Source organism: Chryseobacterium camelliae, from assembly GCF_002770595.1.
GTDB lineage: Bacteria > Bacteroidota > Bacteroidia > Flavobacteriales > Weeksellaceae > Chryseobacterium > Chryseobacterium camelliae.
Genome location: NZ_CP022986.1, coordinates 826,452 through 852,315, shown reverse-complemented (window position 1 = coordinate 852,315; position 25,864 = coordinate 826,452). Strand labels below are relative to the sequence as shown.

Genomic DNA, 25,864 nt, shown 5'->3' with positions numbered 1-25,864 from the left:
AACAAGCTGACTTTGTTTTTTACAGGAGCATGACGCCTTCTATTTTAGCGACCTGCTGATATATGTCTACTACCTGGTCTGCATCCAGTACAAATGCATTGATGTTGCAGGCAGTATATTTCCCGTTTTTACTTTCCCGGTTTCCCAGGGTAAATTTAATACCGTCAAAAACCTTGTAAATTTCCGTTAACTTGGCTTGATCGGTAGGAATAATGAATTTAAATAAATAATCCTCCGGAAAATCATGGTGATCTTCCAGTTTAGCCTTCAAGGACTTATAAAAATCCTCCGGGCTGGCGTGCTGGTTTCCTTGAAGTATGTCCATCTGCAAATTTTATCTTATTACGTAAAGATACCTAAAAATATCTTATTTTCCAAGGGGCCCGAGCAGTGCCCTGGAGTTCTGCTGCTCATAGTCTTCAATGATATAGAACAGGCCGTTAACCAGCTGTTCCGAGGCCAGCTGGCTCAGTCCGCCCGCATTAACCCTTGTATTGCTGCTGCTTCCGCCTAACAGCCCGCCTAATAAGCTGTTTCCGGAAAGTGCCGTATTGATGGTTTTTACAATGCCGTATTGGTTGAGTTTTTCATCCACTTTTGGGGCAATGGCGGCAATGAGCTGTTGGGATGCCTTTTCCTTTAGGATCTGCGTTGCCGTTGTTCCCTGGATGATCCTCGTTACATCCTGGGCCGTAAGGCTGTTGACAGCATTCTGCAGGATAGGCCTTGAAGTATTTACGGTATAGGCAGCAGCTTCTGCTATATATTCCCTTTCTTTGGCTACTAAGGAGGGAGCAATTTTTTCCAGCGTACTGTTGATATCGCGCAATTGCTTCGGTAAAGCACGGTCTACCATATTATTCTGAAGGAAAGCTTCTTTGCTGCTGTAAATATTCATGCCTTTGTCGATACCGTTAAGGAGTAACCTTTTGATCACGGATAATCCGAGATCTGTAGTGGCGAGGCTGGTGCATGACTGCATGGCAGAATTAATGACTGCGCCGGTACCTAAGGCCAGTGCGACAATAATGATATACTTTTTCATTTCGTTAGATTCATTTTGTGGGTTATTCAAATATCCGACCAAATTTAAACAGACCTTTACATTTATCAAAATCTTCTTACCGCTTAAGATATCGGGGATGATTTTATGATATGAAGCGGTAAAACATGTTGAATAATTTACAATTAATTAATAGTAATTTTAAGATAAATTTACACTAAGTGCTCTGTTTATATCATATTTTTAATTTTAACTATAAATTTTAAAATTTTTAAGAGATTTTAACGTTGTTTCGGATATTTTTATAATTTTGGGTCTAATGTCTTTTTTTGAAAAAATAAACGCCTTTTTTTAGGCTGTTGTTCAGAAGACTGCTTTAGAGTGTGATTGTACGAATAAAATTAAACTATATGAAACAACGTGATTTAAAGTATTCATGTCTCATTGCTGTTCTTTACTTCGGTATGAACGTCAATGCACAGACCACCCCAAGAGATACGACTGCCAAGGAGCAGAAGATCGAGGAGGTAGTGCTTGTGGGATATGGTACGCAGAAAAAAGAAAATGTGACGGGGAGTATCGGTGTAGTGTCTGCCAAAGATCTTGCAGATAAGCCGAATGCCAACCCAATGAGTTCTGTGCAGGGAAAACTTGCCGGTGTGAACATTGTTAACTCCGGATCACCGGGAAGTTCTCCGAGGGTTGATATCAGAGGAGTAGGTTCATTAAGCGGGTATACTGTTTTCATCGTTGACGGGACTATCACAAACGATATTTCATTTTTAAATCCGCAGGATATTGAATCCATGAGCGTCCTAAAAGATCCGTCCAGTTTGGCGATCTTTGGTGCCCAGGCTGCAAACGGTGCGGTAATTATCAAAACAAAAACAGGAAAAGGAAAACCTGTTTACAATTTCAATTCTTATCTTGGGTTCAAGAAGATTACCAATATACCAAAAATGGCTAATTCTGACCAGTATATTGAGTTGTACAATGAAAAGCTCATCAATGATACAGGATCCAGTAACGGTTCACTTTCAAGAGCTAATTTCCCGGCAGATACCAATTGGTTCAATGAAATTTTCAGAAAAACAAGCATTATTAATGCCAACGATTTTTCAGCTTCAGGAAGCTTAGGTAAGCTGAATTATTATGCGAGTTTAGGACTTCTGCAGGATGAAGGGAATTTTAATGCCGGTAATAACATCAATTCAGGAAACGGGTTTAACAGATTCAGTTCAAAGTTAAATCTTAGTTATAAGATTACAGATAATCTAACCATTGGAGATAATTTTACTTTTTCCAAGACGAGGACAGATGCAATCAATAACCCACTGTTAAATGCATATAACGCGCCGCCGATATTCAGTCCTATGAATGCAGCCACCGGTGATTACCAGTTTTTCAACGGGTATTCTATTGCCAATCCAATAGCTGTACTGGATTTATTCAGAGGACAGACAAGGGAGGAAAGGCTGCTTAATAATGTCTGGGCAGAATATAAATTCCTTAAGGATTTCACTTTAAGGGTAAGCTATACTACTGATAATTACAATACAAATCAGTATGAATACACACCTGTACTTACCTATCTTCCTAAAGATCAGCAAAAGCCGACGAAGCTTCTTACAAGGGATTCCAGGACAAGAAATTACGTGTGGGATAATACTTTAGGATGGAAGAAACAGTTGGGGGATCATAATCTTGAAGTACTGGCAGGGTTCTCCAGAGTAAGGAATTCCTACCAGCAGAGCTATCTTGAAGCTTTAAATGTAAATTATAACGGTACCAATGAATCCTTGAATATCTTTAATGGAACCGGTATAGTAGGAACAACTTATGATGTAGGCAGAGACGTAGTTCCTTATCAGGACAGGATTGAATCCTTATTTGCGAGGGTTAACTATGATTATAAAGGAAAATATCTTTTGAACGGATCCGTTCGTAGAGACGGTACATCCAAGTATTCTTCAGGCGACCGTTTCAGGACATTCCCTGCAGTGAGTGCAGGCTGGGTAATTTCAAAAGAAAACTTCATGAGCGGTCAGAATGTTTTCAATTTATTGAAACTAAGGGCCAGCTGGGGTAAACTAGGTAATCCTAACGTGCCTCGTGCTTACACACAATTGGTTACCTTTATTAATTCAGGAGCGTATTACGGAAACACGGGATATCCTGCAGCGACCATAGACCAGTTTATTGACCCGAATATCGGATGGGAAACAACAACGGGTAGAGATGTAGGTGTGGAAATGGCCCTTTTCAATAATAAACTTAAAATTGAAGGAACCTATTACGATAAAGATTCCAAGGATGTAGTTTACGGAGTCGTTCAGGGAACAGTATCCGGTGCCGGAAACTGGAACAATTATATTACTAATGCCTATTCATTCAACAACAGAGGTTTCGAAGTAAATGTTAATTACGATACTAAAATTACGGACAAAGTAAGGTTAGGGGTTTACGGAAACTTAACAACTCTTAAAAATAAGATCACATCCGTATTCGGAGGTTCTTACTTAGAAACAGGAGCAAGCTTATTCGGAAATCCTATCATCAGATTACAGGAAGGACAGGCTGTTGGTTCTTATTATGGTTATCAGGTATCAGGAGTATTCCAGAATCAGGCTGATGTAAATGCATGGGCACAACAGACCAATGCTACTGTGGGAGGGTTTAAATTTGCAGACATCGACGGTAACGGCGTAATTGATTCCAGAGATAAAACATTCTTAGGAAGCCCGATTCCAAAAGGAACGTATGGTTTCGGTATCAATTTAAACGTATATGATTTCGATATCGCGGTAGACTTCCAGGGAGTATATGGCAATAAGATCTATAACTATAACCGTGAACAGCGTTATGGTAACGAAAACTGGGATCTTGATTTCTACAACAACAGATGGAGAGGTCAGGGAACATCCAATACGTATCCTATGACCACCAACAACCAGGACATCATCAAGCCGAACAGCTTCTTTGTTGAGGATGGAAGTTATATCAGATTAAGAAACGTTACCATAGGGTATAACCTGCCTAAAGATTTTGCAAGATCAATGGCCTTAACAAGGTTAAGACTGTACGTTAGTGCACAGAACCCTTGGACAAGCTTTAAGTACAATGGTTTTTCACCTGAGATCCTGAATACAGACAGAGTACAAATGGGAATCGACCAGAACATTGCCCCTATCTCTGCCATCTATACCTTTGGTATGAATTTAACATTTTAATTAAGAGAACATGAAAAAGATATTTTTATCAATTGCCGTATTGACGATAATGTCAAGCTGCAATGATTACTTAGATATACCTGTAGAAGGGGCCACCGATGCCTCAAATTTCTTCAAAACTGAAAACGATGCCATGCTAGGTACGAATGCGATTTACAGTTTCCTCAGAAGCTGGGAAAATTCTGCATTCCCATATCAGTTTGTATTTGGCGTACCTGCAGATGATGTGGTAAAAGGATCTAACCCAGGAGATGCCTCTTTTATCAATGCCTATGACCAGTTCACGTATACTACCAGTGATGAAGGGATCAGAGGATATTGGATCGGCCAGTGGCAGGCTGTAAACAGATGTAACCAGGTTTTAACCAAGGTTCCTGCTATAGAAATGAATGCTGCCCTGAAAACAAGGCTTCTTGCAGAAGCCAGAATGCTGAGGGCATATTTCTATTTTAACCTGGTAAGGATTTATGGAGGAGTTCCGATCCTGGATTCTCTGAAAGAATCATACAACAACATCCCTAGAAGCTCTGTAGATGAGGTATATAACTTTATCATCTCAGATCTTACCAGCGCAGCTGCAGATCTTCCGCAGTCTTATGGAGCCGGAGATCAGGGAAGGGTTACTAAAGGAGCTGCTTTAGGTTTACTTTCAAAAGTATACCTGTATAAAAAAGACTGGCAGAAAGCTTATGATACATCCAATCAGGTTATTGCCATGGGATATGCTCTGGATCCTGATTTCAACCATTTATTCAGAATAGCCGGAGAATTCGGTTCAGAATCCGTATTTGAAGTTAACTGCGAGTGTTCTCCTCAGTTCGGAGGTAGCCAGTACGCAGAAGTTCAGGGGGTAAGAAACCAGTTCGGATGGGGCTTCTTTACGCCTTCACAGGCTTTGGAAAATGCATTTGAACCGGGAGATATCCGTAAAGAATTAACGATCCTTAGAAATGGTGAAACAACACCTGAAGGTGATCTCATCGCTATGGGAGATCCTAACTCTGTAACGACTTACAACCAGAAAGTATATGTTCCGACTTCTCAGAACAATAACGCCTGCGGATATGGTTCCAGACAAAACATCAGGATTTTAAGATTTGCAGAAATCCTTTTGATCAATGCAGAAGCAGCCAACGAAATGGGGAACATTGCAACGGCAACCCTTAACCTTAATAAAGTAAGAACAAGGGCTCAGCTGGCAGCTACTACAGCAACCACTCAGGCTGCTTTACGTACGGCAATCTGGCGTGAGAGAAGGGTAGAGCTTGCTATGGAAGGCGATCGTTTCGTAGATCTGGTAAGAACAGGTCAGGCAGCAACCGTTCTGGCTTCTTACGGATTCAAAGCCGGGAAAAATGAATTATTCCCGATACCTTTGGATGCGATTAATCAGAGTAACGGGCTGTTTACACAGAACCCTGGCTACTAAAAATCAACAGATACCAACTTTAGAGGAGAATGAAAGTTCTCCTCTTCTTTTAGCATTTAATTCTAATATCTCAAAATTATGAAAAGGATTGTCATGTCGCTCGCTGTAGCTTCTGTATTCTGTACGGTATCGTGCGGAAATTCAGCAGTTCATCAGAAAGAAAATATTCAGAATAACAAGACGGTAAAGAATGTTACAGATGACCAGCTTATGGACAACGTCCAGAAACAGGCCCTGAAGTATTTCTGGGATTATGCAGAACCGAACTCAAAGCTGGGAAGGGAAAGGTACCATGAAGATAATATTTATCCGGATAATGATAAGCATGTAGTAACTACAGGAGGCTCCGGATTCGGGCTGGCTACTGTTCTGGTCGGGATTGAGAGAGGCTTTGTGCCGAGACAGGAAGCCGTAAAAAGGCTGACCACAATGATGGATTTTCTCGCAAAAGCAGACCGTCATAAAGGAGCCTGGTCTCACTGGATTAACGGGGAAACCGGAAAAACGGTTCCGTTCGGGAAAAAGGATAACGGTGGTGATCTTGTGGAAACCGCATTCCTGACCTCAGGGATCCTAATGGTGCGGGAATACTTTAAAAACGGGAATGCAGAAGAAAAGGCCCTGGCTAAAAAGTGCGATGAGCTCTGGAAGGGTATTCAGTGGAGCTGGTATACCAAAGGAGGGGAGAAAGTCCTGTACTGGCACTGGTCGCCGGACTATCAGTGGGAAATGAATTTTCCTCTGGAAGGCTATAATGAATGCCTGATCACCTACATTCTGGCTGCATCGTCACCTACTTACCCAATCGATGCAGAAACTTATTACAAAGGCTGGACAAGAAACGGGACTTACCTTTCAGATAAGGAACAATACGGCCTTCCGATGTATGTTAAGCATAACGGGGCGCAGGAATATGGAGGACCTCTGTTCTGGGCGCATTATTCTTACATTGGACTTGATCCGACCAATTTATCCGATAAGTTGATCAAAAACTATTTCGATTTGAACAAAAACCAGGTGCTGATCGATTATAAATACTGCGTTGAAAACCCGAAGCACTGGAAAGGATACGGACCTGATTATTGGGGCCTGACCGCAAGCTATTCAAGGAATGAAGACGGAAGCGTAGGATATGATGCCCATTTCCCGCAGAATGACCGCGGGGTGATCACACCAACGGCGGCACTCAGCAGTTTCCCGTATACGCCAAAGGAATCCATGGATTTCCTGAGGTTTTTGTATACTCAGAAACCTGAGTTCATCGGTTCTGCCGGTCCTTATGATGCCAATTCCATCCATTATGACAACTGGACAACGCCGAGGTACCTCGCCATCGATCAGGGGACAATTGCCCCGATGATTGAAAACTACAGGACGGGCTTCCTTTGGAAACTGTTCATGAACGCACCGGAAATCCAGCAGGGACTGAAGAAGCTGAGTTTCAAATCACCAAAATACAACATCAGATAAAACATCAGGAATTACCTGACATGAATACTTATTATTATGAGCTGTTTCCCGCTTTCACTACTCGCTTTTTTACGCCGTCGCCGGTTGCCTTCAGGTAAAAAGAGCTCAGACAGGCCGTTCAATCGGGGCTATGAACCTGGTTTGGTACAGTAGGGTCTATTACTTTGAAATATAAATAGTGAAAGAAATCACAGCATTCAATCATGTATAATTTAAAAATTTCCGTCATGAAACTGAAATACATTCCGTTTTTATTCCTGCCCTTTTCCCTGGCTGTAAATGCCCAGGAGATCAAGGCAGAGCTCAATAAGGAAGTTAAGAGACAGGAAAAAATCTCTTACATCCTGGATTATCCGCAGAACGCAAAAGGCAATATCCCGCTGATCGTTTTCCTTCACGGTTCAGGGGAAAGGGGGAATAACCTGGAAATGGTAAAAGCGCACAGTCCTTTTACCTATAAAAACCTTTTGAAGGAACCGGTAGCCATTCTGGCACCGCAGTGTCCGGAAAATACCTGGTGGGATACCGTAACGGTATACAATCTGATTAAGGAAATCCAGTCCAAATACAAAGTGGATGCTTCCAGGATCTACCTTACCGGGCTTTCCATGGGAGGCTGGGGAACCCTGAAGCTGGCTATGGAGCATCCCGAGATGTTCGCTGCGGTGGTTTCGGTGTGTGCTCCTACAGACCGGGTGATGTACGCTAACATCCAGCAGTACAAGGATCTCAACATCAAAATTTTCCACGGTGGGATGGATGATGTGGTGCTTCCGGAAAATGCCTTTAATTTTTACCAGAAGCTCCATCCGGTGAATCCGTCTGCAGAGCTGACCATTTTCCCGAATGACAACCATAATTCATGGGACTCAACCTATTCCAATCCGGAACTGTACCGTTGGATGCTGTCCAAGAAAAAAGAACGATAATTCATCTGAAATTCATCATAATTCAGGGAATCTTCACGATCTTAGCGGATCAGAACTGCTTTAAAGCTTTAAATTCCTGATGGTAAATACGGTTCAGTGCTCCATATATAAAAATAAAGCAGGGTGCTGATGCGTTTACCAATCAGAATCAAAACCAAAAGAAACTATAATTTAAGAATATTGATCATCAGTCAATTATTCACGAATATCAAAAAATGAAGAAGTAATGAAAAAGTTAATTGTAATCGCCACTTTGGCTCTTGCTCCTGTATTTTCGGCACAGGAAATGGTAACCAAGCCTGTTCAGGCTTATCAGACCGCCCAGTACCAGGCTAAGAAAAAAGCCTTCGTTGAAAGCCTTCTGGCCAAAATGACGCTGGACGAGAAAATCGGGCAGCTCAACTTACCGAGCTCAAGCGATTTTACCACCGGGCTGGCGAAGAGCTCAGACATCGGTAAAAAAGTGGAACAGGGATTAGTCGGCGGTTTATTCAATATAAAAGGAGCAGATAAGATCAAAGCCGTGCAGAAAGTTGCGGTTGAAAACAGCCGCCTGAAAATTCCTTTGATCTTCGGGATGGACGTGATCCACGGATACGAAACCACATTCCCGGTTCCTTTAGGTTTAGCCTCATCATGGGATATGAACCTGGTGCAGCAATCAGCCAGAGTAGCGGCGAAAGAAGCTGCGGCAGACGGAATCAACTGGACGTTCTCGCCGATGGTGGATATTTCCCGTGAACCGAGATGGGGAAGGGTTTCCGAAGGTTCCGGTGAAGATCCGTACCTAGGAAGCGAAATCGCTAAAAATATGGTCTATGGATACCAGGGGAAAGACCTGGCGAACGGAACCAACATCCTGGCCTGTGTGAAGCACTTTGCCTTATACGGAGCCGGAGAAGCCGGAAGGGATTATAATACCGTGGACATGAGCCACGTGAGAATGTATAACGAATATTTTCCGCCGTACAAAGCAGCGGTAGACGCTGGAGTAGCTTCGGTTATGGCCTCTTTCAATGAAGTGGATGGCGTTCCGGCAACCGGCAATAGGTGGCTTCAGACTGAAGTGCTGAGGAACCAGTGGAAATTTAAAGGGTTTGTGGTAACGGATTACACTGGTATCAATGAGATGGTAGACCACGGGATGGGAGACCTCCAGCAGGTGTCTGCACTGGCGCTGAAAGCCGGTATCGATATGGATATGGTAGGGGAAGGTTTTTTAACCACGCTTAAAAAATCATTATCCGAAGGAAAGGTAACCCAGGCTGAAATTGATATGGCAGCCAGAAGAGTCCTTGAAGCAAAATATGATTTAGGCTTATTTGATAATCCATACAAGCACGGGGATGCAAAATTGGCAGCTAAAGAAGTGTACAGCATGGAAAACCGGAATATTGCAAGGAATGTGGCAGCTCAGTCCATGGTCCTGATGAAAAATGACAACCAGGTGCTGCCGTTGAAAAAATCAGGTACTGTAGCTGTTATCGGTCCGTTGGTGAACAATTCAATGAACATGGCCGGAACATGGAGTGTAGCAACAAAACACGCCATTTCCGTTAACCTGATGCAGGGCCTTCAGGCAAATTATGGGAAAGATGTGAAATTCCTTTCCGCTAAAGGAGCCAACATCGATTACGATGCCAAATTAGAAGACATTTACGCGGCACACGGTAAAAAGACCGACCGGGATAACCGTTCAAAAGAAGCATTGCTGAAAGAAGCGGTGGACATAGCTAATAAAGCCGATGTCATTGTACTGGCCATCGGGGAATCAGCGGAAATGAGCGGTGAATCTTCTTCCAGGACAGAAATTACCATCCCTCAGTCGCAGGTGGACTTGCTCAACGAACTTAAGAAGACCGGAAAACCGATTGCTATGGTGTTGTTCACAGGTCGTCCTTTAGCCTTAACCAATGTGAAAGATACACCGGATGCCATCCTGAATGCCTGGTTCCCGGGTTCTGAGGCAGGAAGCGCCATCGCGGATGTCCTTTTCGGAAAAGTAAACCCATCCGGAAAACTGCCGATGACGTTCCCGAGAAGCCTTGGACAGGTGCCGATCTATTACAATGCTAAAAATACCGGTCGTCCGCTGGATCAGAAGCTGGTTGACAAATGCGAATACCAGCGGTTCCGTTCCAATTATATGGATGAGTGCAACACACCGCTCTATCCGTTCGGATATGGATTAAGCTATACGAAATTCAATTATTCAGACATTACGGTTTCCAATGCCAATCCTAAAGGCAACCAAAGCATCCAGGCGTCCGTAACCGTGACCAATTCCGGGAACTATGACGGGGCAGAAGTGGTGCAGCTGTACATCAGGGATATGGTAGGAAGCATCACCAGACCGGTAAAAGAGCTGAAAGGCTTCCAGAAAGTCATGCTGAAAAAAGGAGAATCAAGAAAAGTAACATTCGATATCACCCCTGAAAACCTGAAATTTTACAATGGTGACCTCAAGTACGACTGGGAGCCGGGAGAATTTGACATCATGATCGGGACCAATTCCGAAGAGGTGAAGCATTCAAAATCAACTGGACGAAATAAATTCCATCAGCCACTCTTTACGGGTGGCTTTTTTGTGGAATGCCGGCCTAAACGCACCCTATTTTGGTTCATTTTTTGATCAGTTCAAATTTTAAAAAAGCAAAATATGAAAAAGGCAATTGTATTCGGAGCCACGGTATTGGGCTTCATGGCTTTCGGCCAGAAAACGATCGTACTGGATAAAGTGGGTAATGACAAAGATGCCCATGGCTGTAAAGCTTCGGCAGGTTATACCTATTCGAAGATCAGTCATAAGTGCATACGGCCGTTTGAACAAAGGATACGGCTCAAAGAAGCAAAACCTGCGGGAAGTGCAGCTTTTATGTCAGGAGTTATTTTCAGCAAAGATATGAAACAGGCTGAAATTTTCCTTCCTGCGGCAAAGTCCGGCAGCATGGTCCTGGCCAGGCAGGCTAACGGTGCCATCTGGAAAAACGGCAGTTATGTACTGGAAGCGTATAAAAAGGACCGTTACAGGTTGAAAAAGGATAATAAAATCGTTTATGAGCAAATGTAATTTTTGCTTCAGATATCCAAAGCCATTCGTGAGAATGGTTTTCTTTTTTTAGGGTAAGTCCTTAAAAGCTGTGGGATTCAGGGCAATACGGGATAGTGCAGTTATAAGAAAAATCATTAAATTTAGCCAACAGAAAATCTGATATTCATGATAGATAAAAGAGTAAAAAATGCACAGGAAGCCATAGAAGGCATTGAAGACGGCATGACGCTGATGCTTGGAGGCTTCGGTCTTTGCGGTATCCCTGAAAACTCAATCAATGCTCTCGTAGAAAGCAATGTAAAAGATCTTACCTGCATTTCCAACAACGCCGGCGTAGATGATTTCGGGCTGGGTCTTCTGCTTCATAAAAGACAGATCAAAAAAATGATTTCATCCTATGTCGGGGAAAATGCAGAATTCGAAAGGCAGATGCTTTCCGGAGAGCTTGAAGTGGAACTGACTCCCCAGGGCACCCTTGCAGAAAAATGCCGGGCAGCACAGGCGGGAATCCCTGCTTTCTATACACCGGCGGGGTACGGAACAGAAGTAGCCGAAGGTAAGGATGTGAAAGATTTCGACGGTAAGCCGCATATTCTGGAACATGCATTTAAAGCAGATTATTCCATCGTAAAAGCCTGGAAAGGCGACCATGCAGGAAACCTGGTGTTCAAAGGATCAGCCAGGAACTTCAACCATCCTATGGCCGGAGCAGGGAAAATTACCATTGCCGAAGTGGAAGAACTGGTAGAACCGGGAATGCTGGACCCAAATGAAATCCATATCCCGGGGATTATGGTGCAGAGGATATTCCAGGGAGAGAAGTTTGAAAAAAGGATTGAACAGAGAACAGTCCGGAAAAAATAATCCCGGTTGCAAACAGACCAGCACTCAATGTCAATATCCGGATTGACCCATTAAAAATTTCAAATTATTACTATGTTAAGTAAAGAAGATATAGCAAAACGCATTGCCAGAGAAGTTAAGGACGGCTATTACGTGAACCTGGGGATCGGGATTCCTACCCTTGTAGCCAATTACGTTCCTGATAATATTTCCGTGGAATTCCAGAGTGAGAACGGCGTGCTCGGGATGGGGCCGTTTCCGTACGAAGGAGAAGAGGACGCCGACATCATCAACGCAGGAAAACAGACCATCACCATCCTGCCTGGCGGTTCGTTCTTCGATTCCGCATTCAGTTTCGGGATGATCCGCGGCCAGAAAGTAGACCTTACCATTCTCGGTGCCATGGAAGTTTCTGAAAACGGAGATATTGCCAACTGGAAGATCCCGGGAAAAATGGTGAAAGGAATGGGCGGCGCCATGGACCTTGTGGCCTCTGCCGAAAACATTATTGTCGCTATGATGCACGTCAATAAGGCCGGCGAAAGCAAGATCCTTAAAAAATGTACCCTTCCGTTAACCGGGGTTAGCTGCGTAAAAAGAGTGGTTACCGAATTAGCGGTACTGGATATTACTCCGGCAGGCTTTAAGCTTGTGGAACGAGCTCCCGGCGTTTCTGTGGAAGATATCATCAAAGCAACGGAAGCCGATCTGATTATTGAAGGAGACATTCCTGAAATGGCGATCTAACCTTATACAGCCGGAACAGTCCAGTGCTGTTTCGGCTTTCTTTATCTAAACCGATTCTCTTACATCCTGAATGAAAAAATTCCTTTCCATCATGGCGTTGGCCTTTTTAAGCCTGAATGCCTCCGCCCAAGACCAGCTGATTCCCAAACCGGTTTCCATCAGGATCACCGGAGGTACATTTAAAATCCCCGGAAACCTTAGCCTGGCTCCCGGACTTCCTGTTAAGGAAACAGAGTACTTTAAGCAGAAATCAGGTCTTAGCTTCGGGGAATCCGGAAAAACAGAGGCACAGCTGACCTATATTAAGCTGAAACAGCCCGCAGGTGCTGAAGCTCTTAATGAATCCTATACCCTGGAAATAACCCCTGACCGTATTCACATCATTTCTTATACCGATCAGGGCTATTTTTGGGCATTGCAGACCCTGATCCAGCTGTTGGAAGAACATAAAGCCGACAAAACCATTCCTGCCATGAAAATCCAGGATCAGCCGAAACTCGCCTGGAGAGGGATGCACCTCGATGTCTGCCGCCACTTTTTCACCGTTGATGAAGTAAAACAGTACATCGACTACCTTGCGATGTACAAGCTCAATACATTCCACTGGCACCTTACCGATGACCAGGGATGGAGGATTGAAATTAAAAAATACCCCAAGCTCACCCAAATCGGATCCAAAAGAAAAGAATCCATGATCGGTGCGTATGTGGACAATACGTTTGACGGGAAACCGTACGGGCCTTATTTCTATACCCAAGAACAGGTCAGGGAAGTGGTGCAATATGCCACCGACCGCCATATCACAGTGGTCCCCGAAATAGAAATGCCCGGGCATGCTTTGGCAGCGTTGTCGGCCTATCCGGAACTCGCGTGCACCAAAGGCCCTTTTGAACCGGCCACAAAATGGGGCGTGTTCGATGACGTGTTCTGCCCGAAAGAAGAGACTTTTACCTTCCTGGAAAATGTGCTGGATGAGGTCATCAAACTATTTCCTTCTGCCTACATTCACATCGGAGGCGATGAATGTCCGAAAACCCGATGGAAAGAATGTGCGCACTGCCAGGAACTTATAAAAAAGTATAACCTTAAGGATGAGCACGGCCTTCAAAGCTACTTCATCCAGAGAATTGAAAAATACGTCAACAGCAAAGGCAGGAAAATCATCGGCTGGGACGAAATCCTGGAAGGCGGCCTTGCACCCAATGCTGCCGTAATGAGCTGGACAGGCGTGAATGGCGGAATAGAAGCTGCCAAAACCAAGCACTTTGCCGTTATGACCCCCGGAGCTTACTGCTATTTCGACCATTATCAGGGAGACCCGCAGGCCGAACCCAATGCATTCGGAGGGTATACGCCACTGGATAAAGTCTATTCTTACCATCCCATTCCTGAAGAACTGAATGCTGAGCAGGCCAGATACATTATGGGAGTCCAGGCCAACCTCTGGACCGAATACATCACCGATTTCAGGCAGGTACAATACATGATCTTCCCAAGGATAATGGCTCTTTCCGAAGTGGCGTGGGGAACTTCGCAGCCCGAAAAGTACAAGGAATTTGAAGGCAGGGTCATCCATCAGTTTGAAAAGCTGGACAGGATGCATGTCAATTATGCAAAAAGTATTTACAATATTTCAGGGAAAGTCATTCCGGCGGCCGGCGGTGTAGCCTATGAGCTTTCCACTTCACAAAATCCATCCGGCATACGCTATACTCTGAACGGGAAAAATCCTACAATACAGTCAATGACTTATGAGAAAGCCATTCCTGTTTCAGCATCCTCTACCATACAATCAGCCTACTTTGAAAACGGACAGCTGAAAAGTGCTGTTTCCTCACAGCAGTTTACGGTATCCAAAACAACCGGCAAAACCATTACGCTGGAACAGCAGCCGAGTGAGAATTATGCTTTCGGGGGAGCATTTACTCTCGTAGATGGCATCATCGGAAATCCAAGGCAATTAGGAAAAACCTGGCTTGGTTTTCAGGGGAAAGATGTCGTAGCCACAATCGATCTTGGAAAAAATACGGATTTCACGGAAGTGTATTTCAATACCTTGGACAATAAAGGAAGCTGGATCCATCTGGCCAAGTCTGCTCAGGTCTACGCTTCTGATGATAACAGCCATTTTAAGCTCATTGGTGAAGCAAATAAAGACGACATACTGAAGGCAGGAGGAAAAATGAAGCTTAAAGTCGGTCAACAGATGGGAAGGTACCTTAAAATCAGGATAGAAAATGCAGGCATCATTCCGGCAGGCAATCCTGGTGCCGACTCCAAAGCATGGCTTTTTGTGGACGAAATAGGAGCATTGTAAACTTAGATTTAAAAATGAACCATCAATGAATTCAAGACGGAAATTTATAAAAAGATCAGCAGTAGCATCACTGGCGCTGGCGCTGAACCCACTGGACCTGATAGCCACTGAACCTGTGCAGGAGAAACTGACTGCCGTTAATAAACCCATCGTCCTGTCAACCTGGAATTTCGGCTTGCAGGCCAACGCCGAAGCCTGGACCGTTCTAGGAAAAGGTGGACGGGCTCTTGATGCGGTAGAAAAAGGAGTGCGTCTCGTAGAGCTAGATCCTACTGAAAGAAGTGTAGGATATGGCGGGCGCCCGGACAGGGACGGAAGGGTAACGCTGGATGCATGCATTATGGATGAGAATTATAATATCGGATCTGTGGCCTGCCTGGAGCATATTAAAAATCCCATTTCCGTAGCCAGGGCAGTGATGGAAAAGACCCCGCACGTTATGCTGGTAGGAGACGGTGCCTTGCAGTTTGCCCTTTCACAGGGATTTAAAAAAGAAAACATCCTGACGCCTGAATCTGAACAAGAGTGGAAGGAATGGCTGAAAACCAGCCAGTACCAGCCGATTGTCAATATTGAAAATCACGATACTATCGGTATGATTGCCCTCGATGCCCAGGGGAACCTTTCCGGGGCGTGCACCACCAGCGGTATGGCCTTTAAAATGCATGGAAGAGTGGGGGATTCCCCGATCATCGGGGCAGGACTGTTTGTGGATAATGAAGTGGGAGCGGCGACGGCAACTGGTCATGGCGAAGAAGTGATCCGCACGGTAGGGACCCATCTGGTGGTCGAACTGATGCGGCAGGGCAGGAATCCGCAGCAGGCCTGTAAAGAAGCGGTAGAAAGAATCGTAGCAATTACCAAAAGAAGAAACAAAAACCTGAAAGACATCCAGGTCGGCTTTATTGCCCTGAATAAAAAAGGGGAATATGGCTCTTACTGCATCCAGGACGGATTCAACTTTGCCGTCTATGATCAGAAAGGCAACCGCCTTGAAAAACCTGAATTTGCCCTGAAATAAAAGTAAATTTAATTGAGAAGTTAAAATTAATTCAAGTAAACACTGAATATTGATGTCAAAAATAGAAATAGCCTGCTTTAATCCGGAATCTGCAATGATTGCCTTTAAGAACGGAGCCGACCGGATCGAATTGTGTGACGGGCTGAGCGAAGGCGGAACCACCCCTGATTTTGAAACCGTAAAGCAGCTCAGGGAAAAAATCAACATCCCTATTTTCGTGATGGTCCGTCCGCGTGGCGGGGATTTCATGTATTCGGAAGAGGAATTTAAACAGATGAAATCGGATCTGATCCGGCTGAAGACCTTGAAAGTCGATGGTTTTGTATTCGGAATCCTGGATGGAAATGATGAAGTGAATACCGTTCAGAATAAAGCGCTTATTGCCTTGGCGCAACCTTATCCCTGTACGTTTCACCGTGCCTTTGACCGCGCCGGAGATTTGGAGACTTCCCTGGAGCAGGTAATCGAATGCGGTTTTACAACGATCCTTACTTCCGGCCAGAAACCCAATGTGTCAGATGGCAAAGAAAATTTAAAAAAGCTGGTGGAATTATCTGATGGAAGAATTGAAATCCTGGTCGGCGGCGGACTGCGCTCTGCCAATATTGCCGGCATCCGGGAGTTTACCAAAGCAACATACTTTCACTCTTCGGCTATTACGGACGGCGGAGCTGTCGCTGATGCTGATGAGGTGGTTGCGTTGAAGAATGCTTAATATTGAACGCAAAAATTAAATTATAGGCTTCTTTAGAAAGAAAGTCAAAGTCCAGACAGCCGGTAAAGGTTACTTTACTACTGTGTAAAATTAATCATCTGTTTATTCGAATAGGAAAGTTTTGGAAAGCTTATCGAGAAGTGTTGACAGCGAACTAGTATTCAGAAACTTCTCGATACACTCCGCTTTGCTGCGTTACTCGAAGTGACGGTCAAAATAGTGATAGTATTTAATTTTTAACTCTCGCGGATCTAACAGATCACAAAGATTTTCATGCATTAAAAAAATCGTAGATTTTAAGCTTATGTGTTCATCTTTTTTCAAAGCTTTTTTCTTCATTATTCTTATGTGTGAAAAAACTTTTGTCACTGTTATGGTTATTTCACAAGCTGAATCTACTGATCATTCAAAGCTGTGCCTAATTTTAAACTCTGACAGATCTCACGGTTTACGTAGATTTTCACGCATATAAAAATCGTGGATTTTTAACCTTATGTGTTCATCTTTTTTCAAAGCTTTTTTCTTCATTATTCTTATGTGTGAAAAAACTTTTGTCACTGTTATGGATATTTCACAAACTGAAGCTATTGATTATCCAACGCTATGCTCAATTTTTAACTCTCGCGGATCTAACAGATCACAAAGATTTTCATGCATTAAAAAAATCGTAGATTTTTTAAACTTATGTATTCTTCTTTTTTCAGAGCTCTTCTCTTCATAAATTCTAAAGTGTCAAAAAAACTTTTGTGACTTTTGTGGTTAATAATAAATTCATAAACATCAGTATTTTTGAGGTCTACAAATGGCCTTTACCATTTCATCCGATTTACTTAAATTGTACCATGAACAAAACATTACTTTTTGCCTTTATTTTCATTTATTCTTTTATGGATGCCCAGTTTTCCGAGCGGAACCTGTCTTCAGAACAGTGGCAGTTTAAAAACACCAAGGACCATACCTGGCTTCCGGCAAAGGTTCCCGGAACGGTTCATCTGGACCTCATGCAGAACCGCATCATTCCCGATCCTTTTAAAGATGAGAATGAAAAGAAAGTCCAGTGGGTTGAAAATGAAGACTGGGAATACCGGACTGTTTTTAAGGTCAGTTCACAGGAGCTGGAAAACCGGAACATTGATTTGGTATTCCATGGACTGGATACTTTCTCGGAAATTTATATTAACGGAAAACAGGTGGCAACCACGGACAATATGTTCAGGACGTGGGAAATTCCTGTTAAAACATACCTCAAAGCAGGTGATAATACAGTACAGGTAAAATTCAGGTCTGCGGTACAGGCGGGGAAAGAACTGGCCAAAAAGGTTCCTTTCATGATGCCGGAATCGCCCAGGAGTTTCGTAAGGAAAGCACAATACCAGTTCGGATGGGACTGGGGACCCAGGCTGGTAACAGCAGGAATATGGAAAGACGTACACCTGAATTTCTGGAACCAGGCCAGGCTGAAGCAGGTCAGGATTGAGCAGAAATCATTAACAAAACAGAAAGCAGAACTGAACATACGGGCAGAAATTATTGCGGAAAAGGCGGGAGATTATATCCTGAATGTCAACTATAAATCCCAAAAAGTGGCTTTAAAACAGGGACTGAATGTTGTTGTATTGCCATACAAAATCAATCATCCGAAACTATGGCAGCCGAACGGATGGGGGAAGCCGGACATGTATGAATTGTCGGTGACCCTAAAGCAAGGCGCTGCAACTGTAGATGAACGTTTTCAGAAAATTGGTTTGAGAACGGTAGAACTTGTACAGGAAAAAGATGAGCATGGAAAATCGTTTTATTTCAAAGTGAATGGAAATCCGATGTACATCAAAGGGACCAACTGGATTCCCGCGGACAGTTTTTCACCGAGAATAACGAAAGAAAAATATCAGAAACTTATCCGGGACTGTCAGGAAGCCCATATGAATATGGTCAGAGTCTGGGGCGGCGGGATCTATGAAGATGATGAATTTTATAAAGCCTGTGATGAAAACGGGATCCTGGTGTGGCAGGACTTTATGTTTGCAGGAAGTTTCTATCCGGCAGACGAACTTTTTCAGAAGAATGTGGAAGCAGAAGTACAAGACCAGGTGGGAAGGCTTCAGAATCATCCTTCGCTGGCTCTGTGGTGCGGAAACAATGAAGTGGATGAAGCCATTGTCAACTGGGGCTATCAGAAGCAGTTCAAATATTCCGGGGAAGATTCAATGCAGGTATGGAAAGACTACAGGAAAATATTCCATGAAGTCATTCCCAATGCGGTAAAAAAATATGCAGCCTCCGATAAAGCCATGTACTGGCCGAGTTCACCCTCGATCGGTTGGGGCCATAAAGAAAGCCTTACCGAAGGCGATTCCCATTACTGGGGAGTTTGGTGGGGCGAGCAGCCCTTTGAAATATACAATGAGAAAGTGGGGCGCTTTATGTCGGAATACGGTTTCCAGGGAATGCCAACGATTGAAACCACCAGATCCATGTTCTCGGGAAAACCGGATCTAAGTCTGGATAACGCCGTGATCAAAGCCCATGAGAAACATGCGCGGGGCTGGGAGATCATCAATACCTATATGGCACGCGATTACAAAGTCCCGGCAGATTTTACTCAGTATAATTATGTTTCCCAACTCTTGCAGGCCCGCGGAATGCAGGTCGCCATCGAAGCCCACCGCCGGGCGCGGCCGTACAATATGGGGACTTTATACTGGCAGCTGAATGACTGCTGGCCGGTAGTTTCCTGGTCATCCGTCGATTACCTGGGCAACTGGAAAGCACTGAATTACCAAGTGAAAAGAAGCTTTGCAAATCAGGTGATTTTACCGGAAGAAAAAAATGAAGTCTTAAACTTTTATGTGATCAATGATGAATTGAAAACGTTTGAGAATGTATCGTTGGATTTTGATATCCTGACCTTGAATGGGGAGAAAAAAGGTTCGGCAGGAACCGCTGATACGAAAACTTTGGAACCCAACGGAGTGTTGAAATTGGATTCTTTTTCGCTGGAAGAAATCATTGGAGAGGCGGACAGAAATGAGATTTTTTTGCATATAATGCTAAAGGATGCAAAAAATCATATGATTACGGAAAGCAACTATTTCTTCTCTAAGCCAAAAGATTTAAAGCTGGTTAAACCCAACGTCCGCGTAAAGAAAATATCCCCGACAGAAATAGAGGTTTCTACTGATGTTCTGGCTAAAGATGTTTACCTGATCGGAAATACCCATTTCAGCGATAATTTTTTTGATGTGCTTCCCAATACCTCAAAAAAGATCATCCTGTCAAAACCTTTGGAGCAAATAAGAGTGATGACGTTATGGGATACGATGAATTAAATCCGGAAGTATGGATTGATCTTTAGATGGGTTTTTCAATTCCTGTTTGCAGATCATCATGCCTTATTTTCAGGATGGTTGCTGCAAAAAAAGAATGATATTTTACCCTTGAAAGATCTTTCATTTGTACCTTAGCACCCTATTCGTCAACTATGGTTAATTTTGTTCTGATCGCAGTCTGTATCCTTGCAGGTATGGTATTTAAGGCAACAAAGTCTATTCACCCGGATGCGCATAAAGGGATCAATACCTGGATCCTGTACCTTGCGCTTCCTGCGGTTTCCTTTAAATACCTGCCTAAAGTGCAGTGGACCAAAGAAATGCTTTTTCCTATTGTCGCCACTTTTCTCATCGCGGTGGTCTGTTTCTTCGTGATGAAAATATACAGCAGGAGCAAAAGCTATTCGGAAAGGTCGAGAAGTACCATGGAACTGGTGAGCGGCTACAGCAATACCTCGTTCATCGGCTTTCCTCTGATCAGCGCTTTTTACGGGGAAAGCCTGCTAAGCATTGCGATCATCTGTGACCAGACGATGTTTTTTGCCCTTTCCACGCTGGGAATTATTGCGGCTGTGCGTGGTGGAAGCAAATCAGGAAAAGTAAGTGCGGCATTTATTCTCAAAAGGCTGCTGACCTTCCCGCCGCTTTTAGGCTGCCTGGCAGCATTGGTATTGTCGAGGTATATCGATTTTACTGCTGCAGAACCGTTTTTCGACAAGCTTGCCGCCACGGTAAGTCCGCTGGCTTTGTTTTCTGTCGGGTTGCAGCTTAAATTCAACGGATGGAAAAAGCTCATTCCTCAGATGTCCGTATCTATGCTCTACAAACTTATCCTGGCGCCGGCGATCGTTCTGGGCCTGGCGCTGCTGATTGGCATTAAAGGGGATGTGGCAAAAATTACGGTCTTCGAAGCTGCGATGCCTACAGTAGTTACTTCCAGCATTATTGCAGAACAGTTCAGGCTCAATACGAAACTTACCAACCTGATTATCGGATTCAGCATCATCGTCGGATTCATAACTTCTGCGCTCTGGTACCAGATAACGGTACTGTTATTCTAATCTTCCAGTTTAAAATCGTACAGGAAAATAGAATCGACAGGATCATTCCACTGTTCTACGGAAACCATATTGCTGTGTGCCGGTACAATGGAGGTCGGCTGATATAGCGGAGACCCTTTCAACCTGATTTTAGCCTTAAAACCCATCTTTTTACCGGTTTTCTGTACTGTAACCAATGTGATAATGGGAGACTTCATCATTTCCGATTCGGAAAATTCAAATTCAATCGTGTTATCATTAAGGCTGCTCTTTTTGAAGTTTTTCAGGATCAGGAAAATATCTTTTTTTTCTGTGATGTCATCTTCAGAAATCCTTTTGAAAGCAATGACTTTGTGTTCTTCCAACTCAGGGATGAGGATGATCTTCTTTCCCAGCGGAATGGTTATTTCATTCTTTTTGAGAATGATATTTTCCTGGGCCTGAATCAGGAACGTGAAAAATAAGGCAACAATACAAAGGTGTTTTTTCATGGGATCTTTCAGATGGATATTACAGCTTTAAAAGTAAGAAATAATTGCAATTGTATAAATAAACCCTTAATTTTACGTTTAATTTATTCCTTTGCAATACGCCCAGATTATTTTACCGTTAAATTTAAAAGGATCTTTTACTTACACCGTTCCTGAAGAACTTGTACCGCAGATTCAGAAGGGAATGCGGGTATTGGTCCCTTTTCGTGGCAAAAAGATTTACACCGGGATTGTTTTTGAATTGCATCAAAATCAGCCGGAAGGCTTTCTGGCCAAGGATATCATCAGTATTCTGGACGAACAGCCCATTGTGCCGGAAGCCCAGCTTAAATTCTGGAGCTGGCTGTCAGACTATTATCTGTGCGGCCTGGGTGAGATCTACCGTTTTGCTTTTCCATCTTCCCTGAAGCTGGAGAGTGAAACCTACCTGAAGCTAAAGCCCAATGCGGTCATCGATTTTGAAAACCTTGATGTGAATGAAATGTACCTGATCCAGGCCCTGGAAGTCAGGCAGCTCATTAACCTTACGGATATTGAGGCTTTTATTCCCAAGAAAGATATCATCAAAACCATCAATTCCCTGATTGACCTCCAATACATAGAAATTGATGAGAAAATTGCAGAAAAGTATAAAGCGAAAGAAGTCGCTTATGTAAAGGTCCGCGATGAGATTATCAAGGATATGAACCTGATGGAGGTGTTGTTAAAGCTGAACAGGGCGGTAAAACAAAAGGAGCTTTTCCTGTTTATCCTGGAAAAGCAGACCGAGAATCCCGATCAGCCCATCAGAAAGTCAGACCTCTTTGAAGACGGCTTTTTTGCCTCCTCCCATTTTAAAGCGCTTGCCGATAAGCACCTGGTGGAAGAATATTACCTCCGCAAGGACCGGCTGGAAAGTTACGAGGGCAATATAGAAGCCATTGAAGAACTTTCCGATGCACAGAAAAAAGCGAAGTCCGATATTGACGCTGCTTTTGAAGAAGGCAAAAATGTATTGCTGCATGGCGTTACCTCTTCCGGTAAGACCCATATTTACCTGGAAAAAATTGAAGAATGCATTCAGCAGGGTAAAAACGTATTGTTCCTGCTGCCTGAAACGTCACTGGCCAAACAGATCATCCAGCGGCTGGAGAAAAAATACGGGAAGCTGCTTGGTTTTTACCATCAGAAACTGACGGATTTCGAACGGGTGGAAGTATGGAAAAAGGTACGCCAGAATGACCTCAGGATCCTGATCGGAACCCGCAATGCCCTGTTCCTGCCTTTTCAGAACCTGGGACTCGTTATTGTGGATGAAGAACATGATTCTGCATACCGTCCGAGAGAAGTATCGCCGTATTTCAATGCACGGGATGCTTCATTGGTTTTCGGGCCACTGTACGGTGCCCGGGTCATTTTAGGATCGGCAACGCCTTCTGTGGAAAGTTATTATCTCGCCAAAAAAAACAAGCTTACCTATGTCCTGATTAATGAACGGTTTGGAAATGTAAAGCTGCCATCCTATGAAATCATTAATTTCAAAGAAGCCCAGGAATCCAAAAAAGTGACCGGCAATTTTTCCCTGAAACTGACGGATGAAATCAAAAAGACGCTGGATGAGCATAATCAGGTCATGGTATTGCATAACCGCCGCGGCTACGCAAATGTCGTGGAATGTGAAACCTGCGGATATGTTAACTACTGTTCCAACTGCGATGTGGTGATGACGTACCATAAAGCAGCCAATGAAATGAAGTGCCATTACTGTGGACAGCGGGCGTCAAAACCCAGGGTTTGCCCGAAATGCCATTCGGAGAACCTGAATGAAAGAGGAGTGGGCGTGGAGCAGATCCATGAGGAAGTATCCAAACTATTCCCCGATCAGGAGGTGGACCGGATGGATGTAGATTCCATGCGGAAAAAATTTGCGTATGAAAAACTGTATGAGAAAATAGAATCCCGGGAAACGGATATCGTCGTGGGAACCCAGATGATTTCCAAAGGGCTGGATTTTGATCATGTAGAACTCGTAACCATTCCTAAAGCAGATTCCATGCTGTATGTACAGGATTTCAGGGCAGAGGAAAGAGCATATCAGCTGATTACACAGGTTTCCGGAAGGGCCGGCCGGGTTTCCGGGAACGGGAAGATTATCATTCAGACCTATCATCCCGAACATTCCGTTTTTCAGCTGATCACCATGAATGATCCTGCGAAAATCTATGAATATTTCCTGGATGAGCGGAAGAAATTCCACTATCCGCCATTTACGAGGCTCATGATGATTGAACTTAAGCACAGGAAAGAGGACCGGGTCGACCGTGCCTCCCAATTTTTGGGTTCTGTGCTCAGGAAGTACCTGCCGGAAGAATGTGTCCTAGGCCCGGAAAGGGCTCAGATTGCTAAACTGAACAACCTTTATCAGTTTCAGATTATGCTTAAACTGCCGCGCGGAAAGAAATATGAAGCATTTAAGCAATTGGTGGCGGTTAGTGTTCAGGAGTTCAATGAAATAATAGCTTATCAAAGTGTGAAAAAAGATATTTTTGTGGATTATTAACATTTTTTAACAAACTTTATAGGGTTTTATAGGGGCCACCAAGTCCTACTTTAAGCAATATTCTCTACTTTTGACCGTTGATTATATGTTTGACCGGATGTTATTAATTTAACTTATTGATTCTTAGCCGATCAAATTTATAAGAAAATGAGAAAATAGATGGTAAATTTCAGAAAATATGTTTCAGGTATTACGGTTTTGGCCACTGGTTTTTTCTTTGCCCAATCTACCGTTTCCACAGTACTGTATTCACAGGCTTACGACAATCAGAAAAGCACTTTAAATCTTCCTTCTCCTGTCACTGCTGCAGTAGAGAAGACCGTTTTGTCAGCCAAAGAGCTCGTGGATATCAATGTTAATACCATGATGGCGGATCCGGTGCTTAAGAATGCAACCTGGGGCTTCGTGGTATATGACCCGAAAACGAAGAAGGTGATTTCTTCGTATAACGAAACCACACCGCTGGTCCCTGCTTCCACCACCAAACTCCTGACCACCGAGACGGCCATGAACCTGCTTGGAGAAAACTACCGCTGGATGACCCAGCTGGAGTATTCCGGAAGTATTGATGAAAATGGAGTGCTGAACGGAAACCTCTACCTTGTAGGAAGCGGCGACCCTTCTTTGGGAACCAACAAGGCGGGTGCATGGTCGTACAGGGATATTATTTCAGATTTCATGGGCGGAATGTCACGTGAGGGGATCAAAAAGGTAAATGGTGATATTATAATCCAGACAGCGCTTTTCAAAGGCAATATTTCAGGGCTTCCGGAAAATGTTGTTTGGTTGGAACATAATAATTACTACCTCCCGGCAGGGACCACTCAGGAAATCAATCCGGCCAACGAGAAACTGATTGTTAAAAACAGCACCGGTTTTTCTGCGGATAAGAAATACTTTTATGTTTCACCGTATGTGAAGAAAGTAGTGTACGCAGACAAATACGAAGGCAACGGCATTCTGACGACAAAGCTTCCTGATGCTCCGGCTTATCTTGCCAATACCTTCAGGACGACTCTTGTAAAAAGCGGTATTGCCGTAACCGGAAAGGTAACCCCGAAAATGACGGATGCCAATCCTGAAAGCCGTAAAATGCTTGCCATGTACAAATCACCTACGCTCGGTGATATCATCTACTATACCAATCAGCACAGTGACAATTCCCTGGCAGAAGCGCTTCTTAAAACGGTAGGCTTCCAGAAACTGGGTGACCAGACTTCGGAGTCCGGAAGAGTTGTGGTAACGGAACATCTGAGAGAGCGGAATTTTGATATACAGGGGCTGAACTATATGGACGGCAGCGGGCTTTCAAGAAGCAATCACGTAACGCCTATTGCCCAGGCCAAGTTTTTGACTTCTTTGATGGATGAGAAATATTACAATACATATCTCCATTCTCTACCGGTAGGCGGCCAGTCAGGCACACTGAAAAGAATGTTCATCGGAACCGGAAACGGGCAGGTATTTGCGAAGACGGGAACTCTGAATAAAGTGAAAACCCTTGCAGGATATCTTAAAACCAATACTGGAAAGACATTGGTCTTCTCATTAATGGTTAATAATTATGCAGGATCTGTGGATATGGTGAAAAAAAGAATGGAGAAAATTCTTGAACCTGCATTAGATTTATAGAAAAAATTAAAAATTCATTAAGATAAAACCTTTTAATCATGGATTGAAAGGTTTTTTTTATCTTTGGTTGCAAAATA

General features: G+C 43.6%; 17 protein-coding genes and 1 pseudogene. 15 read left to right on the top strand and 3 right to left on the bottom strand.

What is annotated here, in order from left to right; genetic code table 11:
* Positions 1–19: 19 nt before the first annotated feature.
* Together CGB83_RS03900 and CGB83_RS03895 are read right to left on the bottom strand one after the other, a co-directional pair.
* On the bottom strand, positions 20–325 hold the full coding sequence (locus CGB83_RS03900) for a DUF493 family protein (protein ID WP_100074618.1): 306 nt from the start codon (positions 323–325) through the stop codon (positions 20–22).
* A gap of 42 nt (positions 326–367) precedes the next feature.
* A complete protein-coding gene (locus tag CGB83_RS03895) occupies positions 368–1,045 on the bottom strand; it encodes a DUF4197 family protein (RefSeq protein WP_100074617.1) in 678 nt (225 codons plus the stop codon).
* A 368-nt stretch (positions 1,046–1,413) separates the two neighbouring features.
* Here CGB83_RS03895 and CGB83_RS03890 point away from each other — a divergent pair, with 368 nt between their 5' ends.
* The 13 genes and pseudogenes from CGB83_RS03890 to CGB83_RS03830 all read left to right on the top strand — a co-directional run bounded on the left by CGB83_RS03890 (position 1,414) and on the right by CGB83_RS03830 (position 21,146).
* Positions 1,414–4,233, top strand: a complete 2,820-nt coding sequence (locus CGB83_RS03890) for a SusC/RagA family TonB-linked outer membrane protein (protein ID WP_100074616.1) — start codon at positions 1,414–1,416, stop codon at positions 4,231–4,233.
* A gap of 10 nt (positions 4,234–4,243) precedes the next feature.
* Positions 4,244–5,662, top strand: a complete 1,419-nt coding sequence (locus tag CGB83_RS03885) for a RagB/SusD family nutrient uptake outer membrane protein (RefSeq protein ID WP_228420079.1) — start codon at positions 4,244–4,246, stop codon at positions 5,660–5,662.
* Between the two features lie 78 nt (positions 5,663–5,740).
* Positions 5,741–7,132, top strand: coding sequence for a glucoamylase family protein (locus CGB83_RS03880; protein WP_100074615.1), 1,392 nt, complete (start codon positions 5,741–5,743; stop codon positions 7,130–7,132).
* Positions 7,133–7,359: 227 nt separating this feature from the next.
* Positions 7,360–8,061 carry a carboxylesterase family protein gene (locus CGB83_RS03875; RefSeq protein ID WP_100077479.1) on the top strand — a complete coding sequence of 234 codons (702 nt, stop codon included), beginning with the start codon at positions 7,360–7,362 and terminating at the stop codon, positions 8,059–8,061.
* Between the two features lie 226 nt (positions 8,062–8,287).
* Positions 8,288–10,614, top strand: a pseudogene (gene bglX, locus CGB83_RS03870) (beta-glucosidase BglX).
* 106 nt (positions 10,615–10,720) lie between these two features.
* Positions 10,721–11,131: a hypothetical protein gene (locus CGB83_RS03865; protein ID WP_100074614.1), complete on the top strand. Its 411-nt coding sequence runs from the start codon at positions 10,721–10,723 to the stop codon at positions 11,129–11,131.
* A gap of 147 nt (positions 11,132–11,278) precedes the next feature.
* Positions 11,279–11,977, top strand: a complete 699-nt coding sequence (locus CGB83_RS03860; RefSeq protein ID WP_100074613.1) for a CoA transferase subunit A — start codon at positions 11,279–11,281, stop codon at positions 11,975–11,977.
* Positions 11,978–12,049: 72 nt separating this feature from the next.
* Positions 12,050–12,703, top strand: a complete 654-nt coding sequence (locus CGB83_RS03855) for a CoA transferase subunit B (protein WP_100074612.1) — start codon at positions 12,050–12,052, stop codon at positions 12,701–12,703.
* Positions 12,704–12,773: 70 nt separating this feature from the next.
* The gene (locus tag CGB83_RS03850) at positions 12,774–15,020 is read left to right on the top strand and encodes a beta-N-acetylhexosaminidase (protein ID WP_100074611.1); all 2,247 of its coding nucleotides are present in this window, start codon (positions 12,774–12,776) and stop codon (positions 15,018–15,020) included.
* Positions 15,021–15,045: 25 nt separating this feature from the next.
* A complete protein-coding gene (locus CGB83_RS03845; protein WP_100074610.1) occupies positions 15,046–16,041 on the top strand; it encodes an isoaspartyl peptidase/L-asparaginase family protein in 996 nt (331 codons plus the stop codon).
* A 52-nt stretch (positions 16,042–16,093) separates the two neighbouring features.
* Positions 16,094–16,756 (top strand): copper homeostasis protein CutC, encoded by a 663-nt coding sequence (locus CGB83_RS03840; protein WP_100074609.1) that lies wholly within the window; start codon positions 16,094–16,096, stop codon positions 16,754–16,756.
* Positions 16,757–17,598: 842 nt separating this feature from the next.
* The gene (locus tag CGB83_RS03835; RefSeq protein ID WP_100074608.1) at positions 17,599–20,085 is read left to right on the top strand and encodes a beta-mannosidase; all 2,487 of its coding nucleotides are present in this window, start codon (positions 17,599–17,601) and stop codon (positions 20,083–20,085) included.
* Positions 20,086–20,237: 152 nt separating this feature from the next.
* Positions 20,238–21,146 (top strand): AEC family transporter, encoded by a 909-nt coding sequence (locus CGB83_RS03830; protein ID WP_100074607.1) that lies wholly within the window; start codon positions 20,238–20,240, stop codon positions 21,144–21,146.
* Here the strand turns inward: CGB83_RS03830 and CGB83_RS03825 are convergent.
* Positions 21,143–21,616 (bottom strand): hypothetical protein, encoded by a 474-nt coding sequence (locus CGB83_RS03825; protein WP_100074606.1) that lies wholly within the window; start codon positions 21,614–21,616, stop codon positions 21,143–21,145. The two genes, CGB83_RS03830 and CGB83_RS03825, sit on opposite strands and share 4 nt — an antisense overlap.
* Before the next feature lie 91 nt (positions 21,617–21,707).
* Between CGB83_RS03825 and priA the strand changes: the two genes are divergently transcribed.
* Both priA and dacB read left to right on the top strand, forming a co-directional pair.
* Positions 21,708–24,155, top strand: coding sequence for a replication restart helicase PriA (gene priA / locus CGB83_RS03820; protein WP_100074605.1), 2,448 nt, complete (start codon positions 21,708–21,710; stop codon positions 24,153–24,155).
* A 159-nt stretch (positions 24,156–24,314) separates the two neighbouring features.
* Positions 24,315–25,787, top strand: coding sequence for a D-alanyl-D-alanine carboxypeptidase/D-alanyl-D-alanine endopeptidase (dacB, locus tag CGB83_RS03815; protein ID WP_100074604.1), 1,473 nt, complete (start codon positions 24,315–24,317; stop codon positions 25,785–25,787).
* Positions 25,788–25,864: the final 77 nt, after the last annotated feature.